The sequence below is a fragment of the Aliamphritea hakodatensis genome (assembly GCF_024347195.1).
Classification (GTDB): Bacteria; Pseudomonadota; Gammaproteobacteria; order Pseudomonadales; family Balneatricaceae; genus Amphritea; species Amphritea hakodatensis.
This window is the reverse complement of the sequence record NZ_AP025281.1, coordinates 3,776,581-3,792,253: the sequence shown is the minus strand read 5'-3', so window position 1 is coordinate 3,792,253 and position 15,673 is coordinate 3,776,581. Positions and strand designations below refer to the sequence as shown.

General features: G+C 54.2%; 15 protein-coding genes. 5 read left to right on the top strand and 10 right to left on the bottom strand.

Annotated elements, in window-relative coordinates:
• Nucleotides 1-677: 677 nt before the first annotated feature.
• The 9 genes from PCI15_RS17335 to PCI15_RS17295 all read right to left on the bottom strand — a co-directional run bounded on the left by PCI15_RS17335 (nt 678) and on the right by PCI15_RS17295 (nt 9,103).
• The gene (locus PCI15_RS17335; RefSeq protein ID WP_271271187.1) at nt 678-2,348 is read right to left on the bottom strand and encodes a formate--tetrahydrofolate ligase; all 1,671 of its coding nucleotides are present in this window, start codon (nt 2,346-2,348) and stop codon (nt 678-680) included.
• A 445-nt stretch (nt 2,349-2,793) separates the two neighbouring features.
• Nucleotides 2,794-3,381, bottom strand: a complete 588-nt coding sequence (locus tag PCI15_RS17330; RefSeq protein WP_271271186.1) for a cytochrome c3 family protein — start codon at nt 3,379-3,381, stop codon at nt 2,794-2,796.
• Nucleotides 3,382-3,392: 11 nt separating this feature from the next.
• Nucleotides 3,393-3,833: a nitrate reductase cytochrome c-type subunit gene (locus tag PCI15_RS17325; protein WP_271271185.1), complete on the bottom strand. Its 441-nt coding sequence runs from the start codon at nt 3,831-3,833 to the stop codon at nt 3,393-3,395.
• Nucleotides 3,830-4,714, bottom strand: a complete 885-nt coding sequence (napH, locus tag PCI15_RS17320; protein WP_271271184.1) for a quinol dehydrogenase ferredoxin subunit NapH — start codon at nt 4,712-4,714, stop codon at nt 3,830-3,832. Before napH ends, PCI15_RS17325 begins: the two co-directional genes overlap by 4 nt.
• Complete coding sequence (gene napG / locus PCI15_RS17315; RefSeq protein ID WP_271271183.1) at nt 4,704-5,492, bottom strand: ferredoxin-type protein NapG; 789 nt, start codon at nt 5,490-5,492, stop codon at nt 4,704-4,706. The genes napH and napG overlap by 11 nt, the downstream gene beginning before the upstream one ends.
• 26 nt (nt 5,493-5,518) lie before the next feature.
• The gene (gene napA / locus PCI15_RS17310) at nt 5,519-8,026 is read right to left on the bottom strand and encodes a nitrate reductase catalytic subunit NapA (RefSeq protein ID WP_271271182.1); all 2,508 of its coding nucleotides are present in this window, start codon (nt 8,024-8,026) and stop codon (nt 5,519-5,521) included.
• Nucleotides 8,027-8,140: 114 nt separating this feature from the next.
• Complete coding sequence (locus PCI15_RS17305) at nt 8,141-8,410, bottom strand: chaperone NapD (RefSeq protein ID WP_271271181.1); 270 nt, start codon at nt 8,408-8,410, stop codon at nt 8,141-8,143.
• Nucleotides 8,407-8,910, bottom strand: coding sequence for a ferredoxin-type protein NapF (gene napF, locus PCI15_RS17300; RefSeq protein ID WP_271271180.1), 504 nt, complete (start codon nt 8,908-8,910; stop codon nt 8,407-8,409). Before napF ends, PCI15_RS17305 begins: the two co-directional genes overlap by 4 nt.
• 4 nt (nt 8,911-8,914) lie before the next feature.
• On the bottom strand, nt 8,915-9,103 hold the full coding sequence (locus tag PCI15_RS17295; RefSeq protein WP_271271179.1) for a nitrate reductase: 189 nt from the start codon (nt 9,101-9,103) through the stop codon (nt 8,915-8,917).
• 285 nt (nt 9,104-9,388) lie between these two features.
• On the opposite strand from PCI15_RS17295, the gene PCI15_RS17290 reads away from it, so the two are divergent.
• From PCI15_RS17290 to PCI15_RS17280, 3 genes are all read left to right on the top strand, one after another.
• Nucleotides 9,389-10,642 carry a DEAD/DEAH box helicase gene (locus PCI15_RS17290; protein ID WP_271271178.1) on the top strand — a complete coding sequence of 418 codons (1,254 nt, stop codon included), beginning with the start codon at nt 9,389-9,391 and terminating at the stop codon, nt 10,640-10,642.
• 171 nt (nt 10,643-10,813) lie between these two features.
• Complete coding sequence (locus PCI15_RS17285; RefSeq protein WP_271271177.1) at nt 10,814-11,440, top strand: transglycosylase SLT domain-containing protein; 627 nt, start codon at nt 10,814-10,816, stop codon at nt 11,438-11,440.
• Between the two features lie 103 nt (nt 11,441-11,543).
• Nucleotides 11,544-11,738, top strand: a complete 195-nt coding sequence (locus PCI15_RS17280) for a putative motility protein (RefSeq protein ID WP_271271176.1) — start codon at nt 11,544-11,546, stop codon at nt 11,736-11,738.
• A 79-nt stretch (nt 11,739-11,817) separates the two neighbouring features.
• Here the strand turns inward: PCI15_RS17280 and PCI15_RS17275 are convergent, their stop codons facing one another.
• The gene (locus PCI15_RS17275) at nt 11,818-12,696 is read right to left on the bottom strand and encodes a LysR substrate-binding domain-containing protein (RefSeq protein ID WP_271271175.1); all 879 of its coding nucleotides are present in this window, start codon (nt 12,694-12,696) and stop codon (nt 11,818-11,820) included.
• A 231-nt stretch (nt 12,697-12,927) separates the two neighbouring features.
• Between PCI15_RS17275 and PCI15_RS17270 the strand changes: the two genes are divergently transcribed.
• Both PCI15_RS17270 and PCI15_RS17265 read left to right on the top strand, forming a co-directional pair.
• Nucleotides 12,928-14,481, top strand: coding sequence for a trimethylamine methyltransferase family protein (locus tag PCI15_RS17270; RefSeq protein ID WP_271271174.1), 1,554 nt, complete (start codon nt 12,928-12,930; stop codon nt 14,479-14,481).
• A 71-nt stretch (nt 14,482-14,552) separates the two neighbouring features.
• Nucleotides 14,553-15,662: an aminomethyl transferase family protein gene (locus PCI15_RS17265; RefSeq protein ID WP_271271173.1), complete on the top strand. Its 1,110-nt coding sequence runs from the start codon at nt 14,553-14,555 to the stop codon at nt 15,660-15,662.
• The last annotated feature ends 11 nt before the right edge of the window (nt 15,663-15,673 follow it).

The window sequence follows — 15,673 nt, the reverse complement described above, 5'->3', positions numbered from 1 at the left end:
GAACATATGCTGTTTTCTTATCATCCACTGATGGATAACTTATCTTTCAGCCGTCAGATGTTCTTCTGAGTGAATTGCCGAGCAATCCTCGGTAGTTGTATTAGTTGTTAATTTATACCTTGCAGTTTTCGTCTACGTGGATGCTGTTAGCAGCTGGTACGCGTGGCAGACCAGGCCACTGGAGCCGTGATGGCGTTCTTTGACATCATATGCCTGGTTATCGCTTTTCGTAAGGCATAAAAAACGGCGCTTAAAAGCGCCGTTTTCATTTAGTCATAAATGACTAAGGCTTAGAACAGACCCTGGATCAGGCCGTCTTCGTCAACGTGGATGCTGTTAGCAGCCGGTACGCGTGGCAGACCAGGCCAATGCTGCCATGATGTCACCGACATCATATGCCTGGTTTTTGCTTTTCTTCAGACATAAAAAAATGGCTCCCGAAGGAGCCATTTTTAGACGTTAGCAACTAAGTTGCCAAAGCTTTAACTAAAGCTTAGAACAGACCCTGGATCAGGCCGTCTTCGTCTACGTGGAAGCTGTTAGCAGCCGGTACGCGTGGCAGACCAGGCCAATGCTGCCATGATGTCACCGACATCATATGCCTGGTTTATCATGCTTCAGACATAAAAAAACGGCGCTAAAAGCGCCGTTTTTATTTAGTAATAAATTACTAAAGCTTAGAACAGACCCTGGATCAGGCCATCTTCGTCTACGTGGATGCTGTTAGCAGCCGGTACGCGTGGCAGACCTGGCATGGTCATGATGTCACCACATACTGCAACGATGAACTCAGCACCGGCAGACAGACGTACTTCACGAACAGTTACTGTGTGATCGCTTGGCGCGCCACGCAGGTTCATGTCAGTAGAGAAGCTGTACTGGGTCTTAGCCATACATACAGGCAGGTTACCGAAACCTTGCTCTTCGAACTGGTGCAGACGGTCACGGACAGTCTTGTCAGCCGCTACATCGCCAGCACCGTAGATGCTCTTAGCGATTGTTTCGATCTTGTCGAACAGTGGCAGGTCCAGGTGGTACAGAGGAGCGAACTGCGCAGAACCGCCTTCGATCATCTCAACAACTTTAGTTGCCAGTTCTTCAGTACCTTCAGAACCGTTCGCCCAGTGGCTTGCCAGAATAGCTTCTACGCCTTCTTCAGCAGCAGCAGCTTTAACAGCAGCGATTTCTGCATCAGTGTCGTGGATGAACTGGTTGATAGCAACAACAACAGGTACACCGAACTTCTTAACGTTCTGGATGTGACGTGCCAGGTTTGCACAACCTTTCTGAACAGCTTCAACGTTTTCGCCGGTCAGTTGGTCTTTAGCAACACCGCCGTGCATCTTCAGAGCACGTACAGTTGCAACGATTACAGCTGCTTCTGGCTTCAGGCCAGCTTTACGGCACTTGATGTCGAAGAATTTCTCAGCACCCAGGTCAGCACCGAAACCTGCTTCAGTTACAACGTAGTCAGCCAGTTTCAGGGCCGCTTTAGTTGCAATTACAGAGTTACAGCCGTGTGCGATGTTCGCGAACGGGCCACCGTGGATGAATGCTGGGTTGTTTTCCAGCGTCTGAACCAGGTTAGGGTTCAGTGCGTCTTTCAGCAGAGTCGCCATTGCGCCGTCTGCATCCAGCTGCTTAGCACGGATTGGAGTACGTTCACGGGTTTCAGCAACGATGATGTTACCGATACGCTCACGCAGATCGTTCATGTCAGATGCCAGGCAGAAGATAGCCATGATTTCAGACGCAACAGTGATGTCGAAACCGTCGGTACGGGAGTAACCGTTACCTGGGCCACCCAGGCCGTTAGCGATTTCACGCAGTGCGCGGTCGTTCATGTCGATTACACGCTTGTACGCGATACGACGGCTGTCGATACCCAGATCGTTACCCCAGTAAATGTGGTTATCGATCAGAGCAGCCAGCAGGTTGTGTGCAGCACCGATAGCGTGGAAGTCGCCGGTGAAGTGCAGGTTGATATCTTCCATTGGTACTACCTGAGCTTTACCGCCGCCGGCAGCACCGCCCTTCATACCAAAACATGGGCCCAGAGAAGGCTCACGCAGTGCCATGATGGCTTTTTTACCGATACGGTTCAGGCCATCGCCCAGACCAACGGTAGTCGTTGTTTTACCTTCACCAGCCGGAGTCGGGCTGATTGCAGTAACCAGGATCAGTTTGCCGTCTGGACGATCCTTTAGAGTTTCGATGTAGTCGAGGTTAACCTTGGCTTTATCGTGGCCGTAAGGGCTAATATGCTCGTTTGGGATTTCCAGTTTCGCAGCAATTTCGCTGATGTGCTGTTTTTTTGCTGCGCGAGCAATATCGATATCAGTATTCACCTTTTATACCTCTGTTAGAGAATCACGTTTTGGCGAGAGCGCCGGTATTTGTATGTAATCATTCAGAATGATTGGGTCGTTAAGCGCAGCATTCTAATGTGTTGCGTCTTAGCAAGAATCTCCAAAGCAAAAAGCAGCGATATAATGCATATCCTGAGGCAATTTTTCAATGGCTACAGGCAATATGCACTAAGTAAAACTGCGTTTACTCCCGTGAACAGAATGCGACGACTCCAATGGGTGTAGTCAATCATTTTCAGGGCAGGGGAATTTATCTCTTTTAGCCACCGGCTTGTGTATCTGCGACACCCTGATAAAAAACAGTCTCTGTGACGACAAATGTGCCGAAACTTTGAGCAGTTCAGGAAACTTATGTGACCAAAAAGAAAATTGCCGCGCACTGATTCTGAACAGGGCGCGGCAATTGTGTCAGTGGCTGTCCGGCTTAGTGCCAGCCTTCCACACCTGTCATGTCAGGCAGCTGGTGAGCGATACCTTTGTGACAGTCAATACAGGTTTTTTCACCGGATGCCAGCGCAGTGGAGTGCTGCTTGGCGGCCCGGCCGGCCTGCAGGGTGAAGTCCATGCTGTCGAACTCGTGACAGTTACGGCATTCCAGCGAGTCATTCGCTTTCAGACGTGTCCATTCGTGTTCGGCCAGTTCACGGCGTTTAGCTTCAAATTTCTCCGGAGTGTTGATAGTCCCGAAGATCTTGCCCCACACTTCTTTAGATGCCTGCATCTTCCGGGCGATCTTGTCAGTCCAGTTATGTGGTACGTGACAATCCGGGCAGCTGGCCCGTACGCCTGAACGGTTTGAGTAGTGAATGGTTGGCTTCAACTCTTCAAACACGTTGTTCCGCATTTCGTGACAGGACACACAGAACTCTTCGGTGTTGGTCATTTCCAGTGCGGTGTTAAAACCACCCCAGAAGATGATGCCGGCTACAAAGCCACCAATGGTCAGGAACCCCAGGCTATAGTGTACGGCTGGGCGAGTCAGGGTGCGCCAAATCGATTTGATTAACTGCATGGCTGTGCTCCTTACTCGCCGGCTGCGCCGGCAGGCTCAAAAGTATTTTCAACCAGTGGTGGTGCCTCTACCTGAGGAACGTGGCACTGCTGGCAGAAGTAGCGGCGTGGGGATACATCAGTCAGTTCTACACCGTCACGGTTTTTGAAGTGAGTGATACTGATCTTGGTTGCGCCGTACTTTTTGTAGTTCTTGAAGCTGTGGCAGCTTAAGCACTTGTTAGAGTTCTTGTTCACCTGATAACCGCGGATTGAGTGCGGGATCAGTGGTGGCTGCTGAACGTAATCCAGTTGCAGGCCGTCATGCTCTTTCGGGTAGTTTTTCAGCTCTGCGGTGGCTGACTGGCTTTCCAGATCGTGGCTGCGCAGTGAACCGCCCAGATCGCCAAACTCATCAGCAACAACAGGGGCAGACAGGAAGGCAATTAAAGATAGTAGCAATAGGTTTTTCATTTTTTGTTCTCCACCTCAGTGGTAAATCGGGTATTGATTTCAAATACAGACTCAGCGCATACATCGATGCAGCGGCTGCAATTTGTACAATCAGAGGCAAAAATAATCGGGCTGACGCCATTGGCAGCGCCTTTTAATACCGGTTTCAGAATCTGAGGTTCAGGGCAGACTTTGTAACAGTCCATGCAATCATCGCAGCGTTCACGGTGCCGGGCATTGATCCGGATCACGCTAAGCTTGCCTATCAGACCGTAGAAGGCGCCCATCGGACACAGGTGGCTACACCAGGCCCGCTGGCTGATAAGTAAGTCCAGCAGAAAGATCATGGCAATCAGTACCCAGCCACTGCCCAGACCGAAGATCAGTCCGCGCTGTAACAGGGATACAGGATTCACCAGTTCCCAGATCAGCAGCCCGCCAGCTACCGGTAACAGCAGGGATAAACCCAGTAGCCAGTAGCGCAGGCTGTTGGATATCCGGGTTGTTTTGCTGATACCTAAACGCCGGCGTAACCAGCTGGCTGTGTCGGTGACAATGTTCACCGGACACACCCAGCTGCAGTAACTGCGCCCGCCGACCAGCATGTAGAACAGCAGGACGATTGCACCGCCCAGTAACGCTGTTTCTGCCGGCCAGTGACCACTGGCGATGAGCTGTGCGAGTACAAACGGATCGCTTAACGGCACTGTATTCAGCACTGTGGAGCTGCTGAGGTTGCCTTTAAGGATATCCAGTCCGTACAGAGAACTGGCGGCAAACAGGGCCAGAATGCTCAGCTGGCTGAACCGGCGCAGTACCAGAAAACGGTGCGCGTGCCACCATCCCAGTGTTGCGGCCGCTTCAGCACCGACGCGGCTGTTAGCCTGACGTTCAGTTTGCATTGCTGTTCTCCGGTCTGCGGATTTCCAGTTTTAACTGTTCCGGTACCAATGAGCCGCCATTGCGGGCCTTTTCTTCCCAGCCCAGCCGGTAGTGCTGGCCAAGGGTGCCACTGGCGAGTTCCAGTGGCAGGACCTTTATAGCGGTTTCATCCAGTACGCAGGCTTCTTCACATTTACCGCAGCCGGTGCAGGCATCGGACTGAACGGTCGGAATGAATAACGCATGCTTGCCGGTACGACTGTTACGCTGCCGCTCCAGAGTAATGGCCTCGTCAATTAACGGGCATACCCGGTAGCAGACATCGCAACGCAGGCCCTGAAAGTTCAGGCAGTTCTTTTCATCGATCAGCACCGCGGTGCCCATGCGGGCGTCGTCGATATTCTTCAGTGCAGGGTCCAGCGCGCCACTGGGGCAGGCGGCTACACAGGGAATATCTTCACACATCTCGCAGGGTACTTTTCTGGCTTCAAACCAGGGGGTACCGCTGGGGGCCGGATCGAATAAAGTTGCCAGCTTCAGGGTGTCGTAAGGACAGTCTTCCACGCACAAACCACACCGCAGACAAGCATTCAGGAAGTCATCGCCGGACAATGCGCCGGGTGGGCGGATTGCCTGAGGATCACTGCGCTTTGCGCTGCTTGCCCAGGCGGTAAGGCCCAGGCCAATCATGCCGGCAGCAGAGGCACCGCGGGCGACGTCAGTGAAAAACTGACGTCTTGCCGGTGCCTTGCTGGCGGATGATTCAGAGCGGCGCTGCTTGTCCATGGTCTGCTTCATTAATCAGATTCTTAACGCGCCAGGCGTTAAACCTTCTCGATGCGCACAGCGCACTTCTTGTAGTCAGTTTCTTTTGACAGCGGATCAGTTGCATCCAGTGTCAGACGGTTAACTAACTGCTTGGCATCGAAGAATGGCATGAATACCAGACCTTCCGGCGGACGGTTACGGCCACGGGTTTCAACCCGGGTAGTAATTTCGCCACGGCGGGAGGCCACCCGAACTTCATCACCACGGCGCAGTTTGCGCTTCTTGGCGTCTTCCGGGTGCATGTATACCACGCTGTCCGGGAAGGCCCGGTACAGCTCAGGTACCCGGCGGGTCATGGTGCCAGTGTGCCAGTGTTCCAGAACCCGGCCAGTGGACAGCCACAGGTTGTATTCTTCATCCGGAGATTCTGCAGCAGGTTCGTAAGGCAGGGCGAAGATGATCGCACGCTTGTCTTTCTTCTTACCGTAGAACTGTACTTCGCTGCCGGCTTCCACGTACGGGTCGTAACCTTCACGGAAACGCCACAGGGTTTCTTTGCCGTCAACTACCGGCCAGCGCAGACCGCGGGCTTTGTGGTACATGTCGTAAGGTGCCAGATCGTGGGCGTGGCCACGGCCGAACTCTGCGTATTCTTCGAACAGACCTTTCTGTACGTAGAAACCGAAGTCGTAAGCTTCATCGTTGATCTGGCCTTCCGGCAGATCAGACAGCGGGAATTTATCAACCTGGCCGTTCTTGTACAGGATGTCGTACAGGGTCTTGCCGCGGTATTCAGGCATGGCTGCCAGCAGGGCATCAGGCCATACTTCTTCAACCTTGAAGCGCTTGGAGAACTCAACCAGCTGCCACAGGTCGGATTTAGCTCCGTCTGCAGGCGGTACCTGCTGGTACCAGGTCTGGGTACGGCGTTCAGCGTTACCGTATGCACCTTCTTTCTCTACCCACATAGCCGTTGGCAGAATCAGGTCAGATGCCTGTGCAGTCACCGTTGGGTACGGGTCAGATGTCACGATGAAGTTAGCCGGGTTGCGGTAACCTGGCAGGCCTTCTTCATTCATGTTTGGTGCTGCCTGCATGTTGTTGTTACACATGACCCAGTAGCAGTTCAGCTTGCCGTCTTTCAGCATGCGGTTCTGCAGGACAGCGTGGTAACCGACTTTTGCAGGCACGGTGCCTTCAGGCAGTTTCCAGATCTTCTCAGCGATATCACGGTGCGGCTTCTTCTTCACAACCATGTCTGCTGGCAGACGGTGTGCGAAGGTACCTACTTCACGGGCAGTACCGCAGGCAGAAGGCTGGCCGGTCAGAGAGAACGGACCGTTACCCGGCTCAGAAATCTTACCGGTCAGCAGGTGGATGTTGTACACCAGGTTGTTGGCCCATACACCGCGGGTGTGCTGGTTGAAGCCCATAGTCCAGTAAGACACAACCTTACGGTTCGGATCAGCATACAGCTTGGCCAGTTCTTCCAGGTTCTTCTGCGGAACACCGGACAGCTCGGAAGTGTATTCCAGAGTGTAAGTGCTGACGAATTCTGCGAACTCTTCAAACGTGATCGGGTCGGAACCGCCTTTACCCGGGTTCTTGGCCGCTTTTTCCAGCGGGTGAGTCGGACGCAGACCGTAGCCGATGTCAGTCACACCTTTACGGAAGTTGGTGTGCTTCTCAACGAAGTCTTTGTTTACTGCATCATTCTGGATGATGTAGTTCGCAATGTAGTTCAGGATCGCCAGATCAGTCTGTGGAGTGAAGATGATCGGGTTATCAGCCAGTTCAAAACTGCGGTGTTTGAAGGTAGACAGAACAGCAACTTTAACGTGATCAGCGCTCAGGGCACGGTCAGTCAGACGGGACCACAGGATCGGGTGCATTTCCGCCATGTTGGAGCCCCACAGCACGAATGCGTCGGCCTGTTCCAGATCGTCGTAGCAACCCATAGGTTCATCGATACCGAAGGTACGCATGAAGCCACCCACAGCAGATGCCATGCAGTGACGGGCGTTCGGGTCGATGTGGTTAGTACGGAAGCCGGCCTTCATCAGCTTGGATGCCGCGTAGCCTTCCATGACAGTCCACTGCCCTGAACCGAACATACCGACGGCAGGCATTTCTTCAGAGTTGCGGGTCTTGGCGATGGATTCTTTCCATTTTTCCGCCATGATGTCGAATGCCTGATCCCAACTGATCGGGGTGAACTCGCCGTTCTTGTCGTAGCGGCCGTCAGTCATCCGCAGCAGCGGTGTATTCAGACGGTCTTTGCCGTACATGATTTTTGACAGGAAGTAGCCCTTGATACAGTTCAGACCACGGTTTACCGGAGCTTCCGGATCGCCCTGTGTGGCTACTACTTTACCGTTCTGGGTGCCGACCAGTACTGAACAGCCGGTGCCGCAGAAACGGCATGGCGCTTTATCCCACTTCACTTCAGTCTCGGAAGACTTAGTGATGAGGTTAGTCGCCTGGCTGGGCAGGCTGATGCCGGCCGCAACAGCTGCAGCAGATGCTGCCTGCGCTTTTACAAAGTCACGTCTGGATACCTTCATGGTGATCCTCTCTTGTTTACCTGTGTTTATTCTTTTGGCCCTGTCCCGTCTGGCGGGAACCGGGTCACTCTTGTCTTTGCGGCGAACCGCGGTATTCGGTATTGCGATTCAGTGTCACGCGATGTGGTGGTACACCAGTGACGCTGAAAGAATGTGATCTGATCCCTGGATGTGATCGATCCGGTCCAGTAACTGGGCCTGATCGTCAGCTTCCAGCACGACGACCATTTTTCCCTCTGGCGTGGAGTTAGGAATTTCCGTTCCGGGGATACTGCAAATCTTGTCTTGTACCTGTTGCAGATGATCGGGGTGGCTCATGACGACCAGACTGGCGATATGCAGGTCCTTGTCGTCGTGATACGAATCATCCTGTTGCGCGTTCATAGCTGGACTCCATGATTGATTGTGATGGCATTGCCGGGGCAGGTGCGGATGCAGGCGCCACAGCCGTTACATTGGTCGGTGTCGATCTGAGGGGGACTGACCTGGCCCCGCCGTGGGCGGAAACTGATGGCGTAAGGTTCACAGCTGTCTTCACAGCTGCGGCATTCTACGCCGCTGTTGGTCAGGCACTTGGCACCGATTTCTATGGTTTGTGTCCAGGGCTGTTCTGTTTCCGGCCAGAAAAGTGGCTGGTCACAGGCGCTGGCGCACTGATAGCAAAAGGTGCATTCGCCGCGGCTGAAATCGATTGTCGGGAAACCGCCGTCACCCCGTGTAATGATCTGGGTTTCGCACTGTTTGATGCAGGCGTCACAGCGGTGACAGTCGGCAAGGAACAGCTGCTCATCCTTGATCCAGGGAAGGTTCTGGCGAAGAGGCTTTCCGGCTTGATCTCTGGACACTCTACCTCTGAAGAGTGCCCGACGGCTCAGATCGACCATAGGGTTAACTTCCCGGAGGTCCGGTCAGGATCTGGGAAATCCAGACAATGAATCCGTAACCGACAACAACGGATACGGCCACCGCTGGTGCGATAACCCCGGTTAAAAACAGAAACGCCCGGGTCTCTGCAAACTGAGAACTTTCTTCTCCGCGGGACTGTTCCTGCGGTGTAGTACTTGTTGCTTCTTTCATCGTTTTGGCTTCCAAGAAAAATGCGTAAAACCATGCTAGCAGAAGGGTCATTGGGGGTCTTGACGTGCATCAACGGTTTCAGACGGGAAACTTGATCTGGGTCAATTGTTGCAACTTAAGTATGAGGCTGCGGGAATTATCAGTGGAATCAGACACTTCTGAGCCCTGTCAGCGGGAAGCTGATACACTTACAGACAGCAATATTTTTATGAGCTTTTTATGTGTTTCAGGTGCCGGATACAGCAGCCCGGACACAGCTTAAAAACTTCAGTATAGGACAGGTAAGTGTTTACAGAACTGGGATTGCATCAGGTATTGGCGGATACCCTTCACGAACGGGGATATGCGCAGCCAACAGCGGTACAGACAGCGGCCATTCCCCTGATTCTTGACGGGCAGGATGTGATGGCCGGTGCCCGTACCGGCACCGGTAAAACGGCGGCATTTGTGTTGCCGCTGGTGCAGCGGTTAATGGCACAAAACAGCTCAGATAAGCGCGGTGATACCATGCCGGCCGTACTGATTCTGACGCCGACCAGAGAGCTTGCCCAGCAGGTGTTTAAGAGCGCCAGGGACTACGGGGCAGGCACCGGTGTTCGCAGTTGTCTGGTGTATGGCGGTGCCAGCCTGAATGTGCAGATAGCAGCGCTGCAGGAAGGTGTCGATCTGCTGGTGGCGACCCCCGGGCGGTTGCTGGATCTTATCTACAAAGGGGCGGTGGATTTAAGCCGGGTAGAAAGCCTGGTCTTTGATGAAGCCGACCGGATGCTGGACATGGGATTCATCGGTGAAATCCGTCAGTTGCTGAAAAAACTGCCAGAACAGCGCCAGACCCTGCTGTTTTCTGCCACCTTTGATGATGCCATTTTCAAGCTCAGCAAGAGCTTACTGAACGATCCTGAAATTCTCCAGATTGATACCCGTAACAGCCCGGCAGAGGGCGTGGAACAGAAAATTTATGAAGTGGATGCGGAGAAAAAGCACCCACTGTTGTCATATCTGATTGGCAGCAATAACTGGCAACAGGTGCTGGTGTTTACCCGTACCAAACAGGCGGCGGATTATCTGGCCCGGGAGCTGACCGCGGACGGCCTGAATACCAAAGCCGTGCACGGAGATAAGTCCCAGGGGGCCCGGGAGCGGGAGCTGGAGGCCTTCCGGGAAGGTGACGTACGGGTGCTGGTGGCAACCGATGTGGCCGCCCGGGGGCTGGATATCGACAGCCTGAATTATGTGGTTAATTACCAGTTGCCCCACAATGCAGAGGATTACATTCACCGCATAGGCCGTACCGGACGGGCCGGCAGGGAAGGGCTGGCCGTTACCCTGATGAGTCAGGATGAACTTCATCTGCTGGAACCGATCGAAATCCTGCTGGATGAAAAGCTTAACCGGCAGTGGTATCCGGGGTTTGAGCCGGATCTGAATAAACCGGCGATTGAAAAGACACGCCGTCCGCCATCGAAAAAACAGGCGCGGGCTGAGGCGCTGGGGCTGAAACCCAAAGCTTCAGGCAAACGCCGCGGACGCCGTCGCTGAGCAAAAGCTGCACCTGGGTGCCCGCCGGGAATTGCTGCAGATCAGCAAGTGGGTGAATCCGTTTGCGCTGCGCATAACCGGCTGATATATCTGGCCCGGAATGATTAAAGGCAAAGAGTGTAAGAGATGTTTTTCAGACAGCCCTGCAGGCTAAAATTCAAGCTGAGTCCCTTGTGCTGGCTGCGTAAGCAGCGTGGTTTGGGAGAGGTGTCTCTGCTGGGCTGGATGAGTGCTGTCTGTTTGCTGACTGTGCTGGTGGTTTATGCCGGATTTGCGTTTTTACGGCCCATGAACCTGGATGATATCTGTTCGGTTCTGGATGCCCGTGAAGGCTGGTATGAGGCGGTGCAGAAAAGCCACAGCCGCTGGGGAACGCCCATTCCGGTGATGATGGCGATTATGCATCAGGAATCTAAGTTTGTGGCTGATGCGCGGCCCGGTTACAAATGGTTTCTGGGGGTGATTCCCTATGCGCGTCAGTCCACCGCCTTCGGCTATGCTCAGGCGCTGGACGGGGTGTGGGGGGATTATCGCAGCCGCACCGGTAATGATCAGGCCCGGCGGGATAATTTTGCCGATGCAGTGGATTTTGTCGGCTGGTATACCCGGGATACGGAACGGCTTACCGGGGTCCCCCGCAGCGATGCCTATGGTCAGTATCTGGCCTATCACGAAGGGCGCAGCGGTTACCGGCGGGGCAGTTATAACCAGAAGCTCTGGTTGCTTGGGGTGGCGGCCAAGGTAGAGCGCCGTATGGTGATGTACAGTGAACAATATACGCGTTGCTCAGCAATCTGACAGTAAGATGAATTCTTTTCATTCAGAATTTTGGGGGCGTCGGTAAAGTCCCGGCGGTTGTGGCCGTTAACCTTCACGTGCCTTTTCACCAGAGGATAAAATCATGGAACTCTCTGCCGCTTCAATATCCGCTTATCAGCAACAGAATATTCAGGCTGAGGTGGGTGTCGAGATGACAGCGAAAGCGATAAAGCAGATCGAAGATGAAGGTCAGATGGCCCTGCAGCTGATCAACAGCACGGTCATGCCAACGGATCCGACGTCATCGCTGGGGCAAAATATCAATGTGTATGCCTGAGGGCATCGTCCGGAAAGATCCCTGCCATTGCAGGGATTTTTTATGCCCGGAATTTGACTACATTGTACTTTATACAGGGTTAGCCGGGCATTTCAGCCGCCTCGATAATCCAGTCCCGGAAAGCCCGTAAGGCCGGGTTATTCAGTGCGTTGGCCGGATACACCAGAAAGTAGCCATACTCCGGCATGCTGATGTCCGACAGCCATTCCAGCTGGCCACTGTTCAGCTCGGCTGAAATCAGGTCGTCATATAGCCCCACGCCCTGACCATCTATCATCGCCTGCACCCGGACGTTCGGGTCCTGAATCACCAATCCGCCCTGTTTGGCGTGGTAGGGTTCATCTGCCCGCTGATGCCATTCCTGCCAGGCAGGGCTGTTCTCCCGGTCGTGCAGCAGTGTCAGTGTATTCACCCATTCATGGGGCGGCTGGCCTGCCAGTCCAGCAGCGGTTTTTGTGCCGGTTGCCGGTCGCACCGGAGCCTGCCGCAGCAGTTCCACATGCATGCCGGGCCAGTGGCCTTTACCCCAGCGAATTGCCATATCAATGTTTTCTGTATGAAAGTCCGAAAGGTCAATCATTGGCTGTAACCGCAGGCTGATGTTGGGGTGTTCAGCCATAAAGTTCATCAGCCGCGGAGACAGCCAGCGAGAGGCAAAGTAGGTCGACATGCCCACGGTGATCCGGCTGGTGTCATCTTCTCTCAGTTGGGTAATTAAGTTCTCCAGATCGTGAAAGGCCGCCTGAGATGTATGCCAAAGCTGCTTACCTTTGGGGGTGAGCAAAATGCCTTTGTGTTTGCGGATAAACAGGCTGAATCCCAGTGCTTCTTCCAGCCGGGTGATCTGATAGCTCACCGCCCCTTTGGTCAGGTGCAGTTCCTCAGCGGCCTGAGTGAAGCTCAGGTGGCGGGCGACCACATCAAACAGGCGCAGGCTGTCGTAGTGTCTGAAGCGCATAATATCAACTCATAACAGGTGGGTTTCAGGTTCAAATTATTTGAACAGACTGAGCAAATCTTTTGCATTGTGCCGGTTAAATTACCGGTGATACCTTAATTTACATCAAAGATAACAGAGAGTCGGCGCATTTTGCATGTGTGTGGTCAGGTCAGGATCAATAATTTTGATTCTGTGCTCGGCCCGCGGGGCTTTCATTGTTTCTATTACGTTCATTAAGAGGGTATGCGGATGTTGCATTCAGAGAACGCTAAACAGGCCGGCCGGCCAACCCGGCGTAACCGCCGTCCGGGCAGGATTACGCAGCGGGGAAATCCACTGCCGAAGGTGCACCTGATTGACCGTAAAACACCGCTGTATAACCTGCTGGATGACGCCGCACTGGATGCACTGGAAGATCAGGCCGACTGGATCCTGGAAGATATCGGCATTGTGTTTAAAAACGATGAAGAAGCGCTGGCACTGTTTGCCGCTGCCGGAGCATTGGTCGACGGCGACCGGGTGCGTTTTCCTCAGGGGCTGGCCCGGCAGTTGTGTCAGACAGCGCCCCACAGGTTTAACCTGTACGGCCGCAAGCCGGATTATGTGGTGCCGGTGGGGGGTAAATCGGTGGTACTTACCCCGGCTTACGGCTCCCCCTTTGTGACGGATCTGGATAATGGCCGGCGTTATGCCACCCTGAATGACTTTGAAAATTTCGTCAAACTGGCGCAGCAGACACCCTGGCTCCAGCACTCCGGTGGCACTGTCTGTGAACCGGTGAACATTCCGGTGAACAAGCGCCATCTGGATATGACGTACGCCCATCTGCGGTATTCTGAAAAGCCCTTTATGGGCGCGGTGACCAGTGCCGAACGGGCAGAGGATTCTATCACCATGGCCCGGCTGGTCTACGGGCAGGAGTACATGGATACGCACTGTGTGATTCAGGGCAATATCAATGTGAATTCGCCGCTGGTATTCGATGACGTGATGACAGGTTCCCTGAAGGCGTATGCCCGGGCGAATCAGGGCATTGTGTTATCGCCCTTTATTCTCGGTGGTGCGATGGGCCCGGTGACCCAGCCGGCCCTGATTGCCCAGGCCCATGCGGAAGCTATGGTGGGCATTGCGCTGGGGCAACTGGTGCGGCCCGGCTCCCCGGTGGTATATGGCAATTTTCTCACCACGATGAATCTCAAGAGCGGCGCACCGACATTCGGTACGCCTGAAGCCAACCTGTCTGCGCTGGCGATTGGCCAACTGTGCCGCCGGCTGGGCCTGCCGCTGCGGTGCGGCGGGCACTTAACTGCTTCTAAAGTGGCAGACGGACAGGCTATGCAGGAATCCTCCGACAGCATGAATGCGGGGCTGCTGGCCGGGGGCAATTATATTCTCCATGCCGCGGGCTGGCTGGAAGGCGGGCTGACCATGGGCTATGAAAAATTTGTTATGGATCTGGACCGCTGCGGCATGATCCATACCCAGCTGGCCGGGCTGACCATTGATGCCAACAGCCTGGGGACCCAGGCCTATTTGCAGGCCGGCCCCGGCGAAAACTTCCTTGCCACCGAGCACACCATGGCGAACTTCCGCGAGGCGAATTATCTCTCTGATCTGGCGGATACCAATTCTTTTGAGCAGTGGCAGGAAGACGGCAGCCTGACGATCGAACAGCGTGCCAATGCCCGCTGGAAAGCCATGCTGGCTGACTACCGGCCACCGGAATTTGATGCCGCCAAAGACCGCGAACTGAAGGCCTTCATTGAAGACCGCAAAGCCTCCATGCCGGATCAGTGGTACTGAGCTGTTCACTGCAACCGGTTAAAACCTCCCACAGAGCAATCTGACTTTCTGAAACAATAAGGAAAACAGTTATGAGCGAATCTACACGACACTCCGTACTGGCCAGCCGTCACCGGGCGTTAGGGTCTGAACTGGAAGACTGGAACGGCATGGGCACCGCCTGGACATATGCCAGTGACCCCTGTGCGGAACATGATGCGGTCCGTGGCGCGGCCGGGCTGTTTGATATGTCGCCGCTGAAGAAAGTGTATCTGCGCGGCCCGGATGCCCTGAAAGTGGCCGACCATGTCATCACCCGTGATATGACAGGTATTTATCCCGGAAAATCGGCCTACGGTGCCATTCTGACACCACAGGGAACGGTCTGTGACGATGCCATCATTGCCAACAACGGTGCAGATGAATGGCTGTTCTGCCATGGCTCGGGGGAGAGCATGGCGTATCTGCAGGAATCCGCTGAAGGGCTGAACGTCAGCATTGAACTGGATGATGCCCTGCATAATCTGTCGTTGCAGGGGCCAAAGGCGCTGGCGCTGTTAAACCGTTTCTGTTCGGCGGATCTCAGCGGGATGGCGTATTTTCATCATCAGGCTGCAGAGCTGTTTGGTCACCCCTGCCGGATATCCCGTACCGGTTATTCCGGCGAGCGGGGCTATGAAATTCTGGTGGATCAGGCATGGGCCGGTGATATTTGGGATAACCTGCTCAGTGAAGGGGCCGGGGACGGTGTCATGCCCTGTTCCTTTACGGCGCTGGATAAAGTCCGTATTGAAGCCGGGCTGTTATTCTATGGCTATGATATGACCACCGAACATACCCCCTGGGAAGTGGGGCTGGGGTTTACGGTCAGCCGCAACAAAGGCTCCTTCCGGGGTAAGGATGCATTGTTTGCTGCAGAACAGTCACCGAGGATTTTGCCGGCAGGATTCGTCTTTGATCACAGCGACAGCCTTGCCGGTGGCGAGGTTCTGAAACTGGACGGTGAAACAGTGGGCGTGGTGAACAGCCCCTGCTGGTCCCACCGGATGAATCAGTCACTGGCGCTGGGCCATGTGTCTCCGGCGGCAGCATCACCGGGAACGGCGCTGGTCGCGGTTGCCGAAGACGGTAGCGAATATCTGGCAAAAGTAAGCACCATGCCGTTTTATGATCCGCAAAAGCGGCGCACCCACGAAGGCTGATATCGGTGATG

Bases quoted from the DNA above. Each gene is read 5' to 3' on its own strand.
- PCI15_RS17330 (WP_271271186.1), bottom strand. From the start codon at position 3,381: ATGCAGTTAATCAAATCGATTTGGCGCACCCTGACTCGCCCAGCCGTA.
- PCI15_RS17325 (WP_271271185.1), bottom strand. From the start codon at position 3,833: ATGAAAAACCTATTGCTACTATCTTTAATTGCCTTCCTGTCTGCCCCT.
- napH (WP_271271184.1), bottom strand. From the start codon at position 4,714: ATGCAAACTGAACGTCAGGCTAACAGCCGCGTCGGTGCTGAAGCGGCC.
- napG (WP_271271183.1), bottom strand. From the start codon at position 5,492: ATGAAGCAGACCATGGACAAGCAGCGCCGCTCTGAATCATCCGCCAGC.
- napA (WP_271271182.1), bottom strand. From the start codon at position 8,026: ATGAAGGTATCCAGACGTGACTTTGTAAAAGCGCAGGCAGCATCTGCT.
- PCI15_RS17305 (WP_271271181.1), bottom strand. From the start codon at position 8,410: ATGAACGCGCAACAGGATGATTCGTATCACGACGACAAGGACCTGCAT.
- napF (WP_271271180.1), bottom strand. From the start codon at position 8,910: ATGGTCGATCTGAGCCGTCGGGCACTCTTCAGAGGTAGAGTGTCCAGA.
- PCI15_RS17295 (WP_271271179.1), bottom strand. From the start codon at position 9,103: ATGAAAGAAGCAACAAGTACTACACCGCAGGAACAGTCCCGCGGAGAA.
- PCI15_RS17280 (WP_271271176.1), top strand. From the start codon at position 11,544: ATGGAACTCTCTGCCGCTTCAATATCCGCTTATCAGCAACAGAATATT.
- PCI15_RS17275 (WP_271271175.1), bottom strand. From the start codon at position 12,696: ATGCGCTTCAGACACTACGACAGCCTGCGCCTGTTTGATGTGGTCGCC.
- PCI15_RS17270 (WP_271271174.1), top strand. From the start codon at position 12,928: ATGTTGCATTCAGAGAACGCTAAACAGGCCGGCCGGCCAACCCGGCGT.
- PCI15_RS17265 (WP_271271173.1), top strand. From the start codon at position 14,553: ATGAGCGAATCTACACGACACTCCGTACTGGCCAGCCGTCACCGGGCG.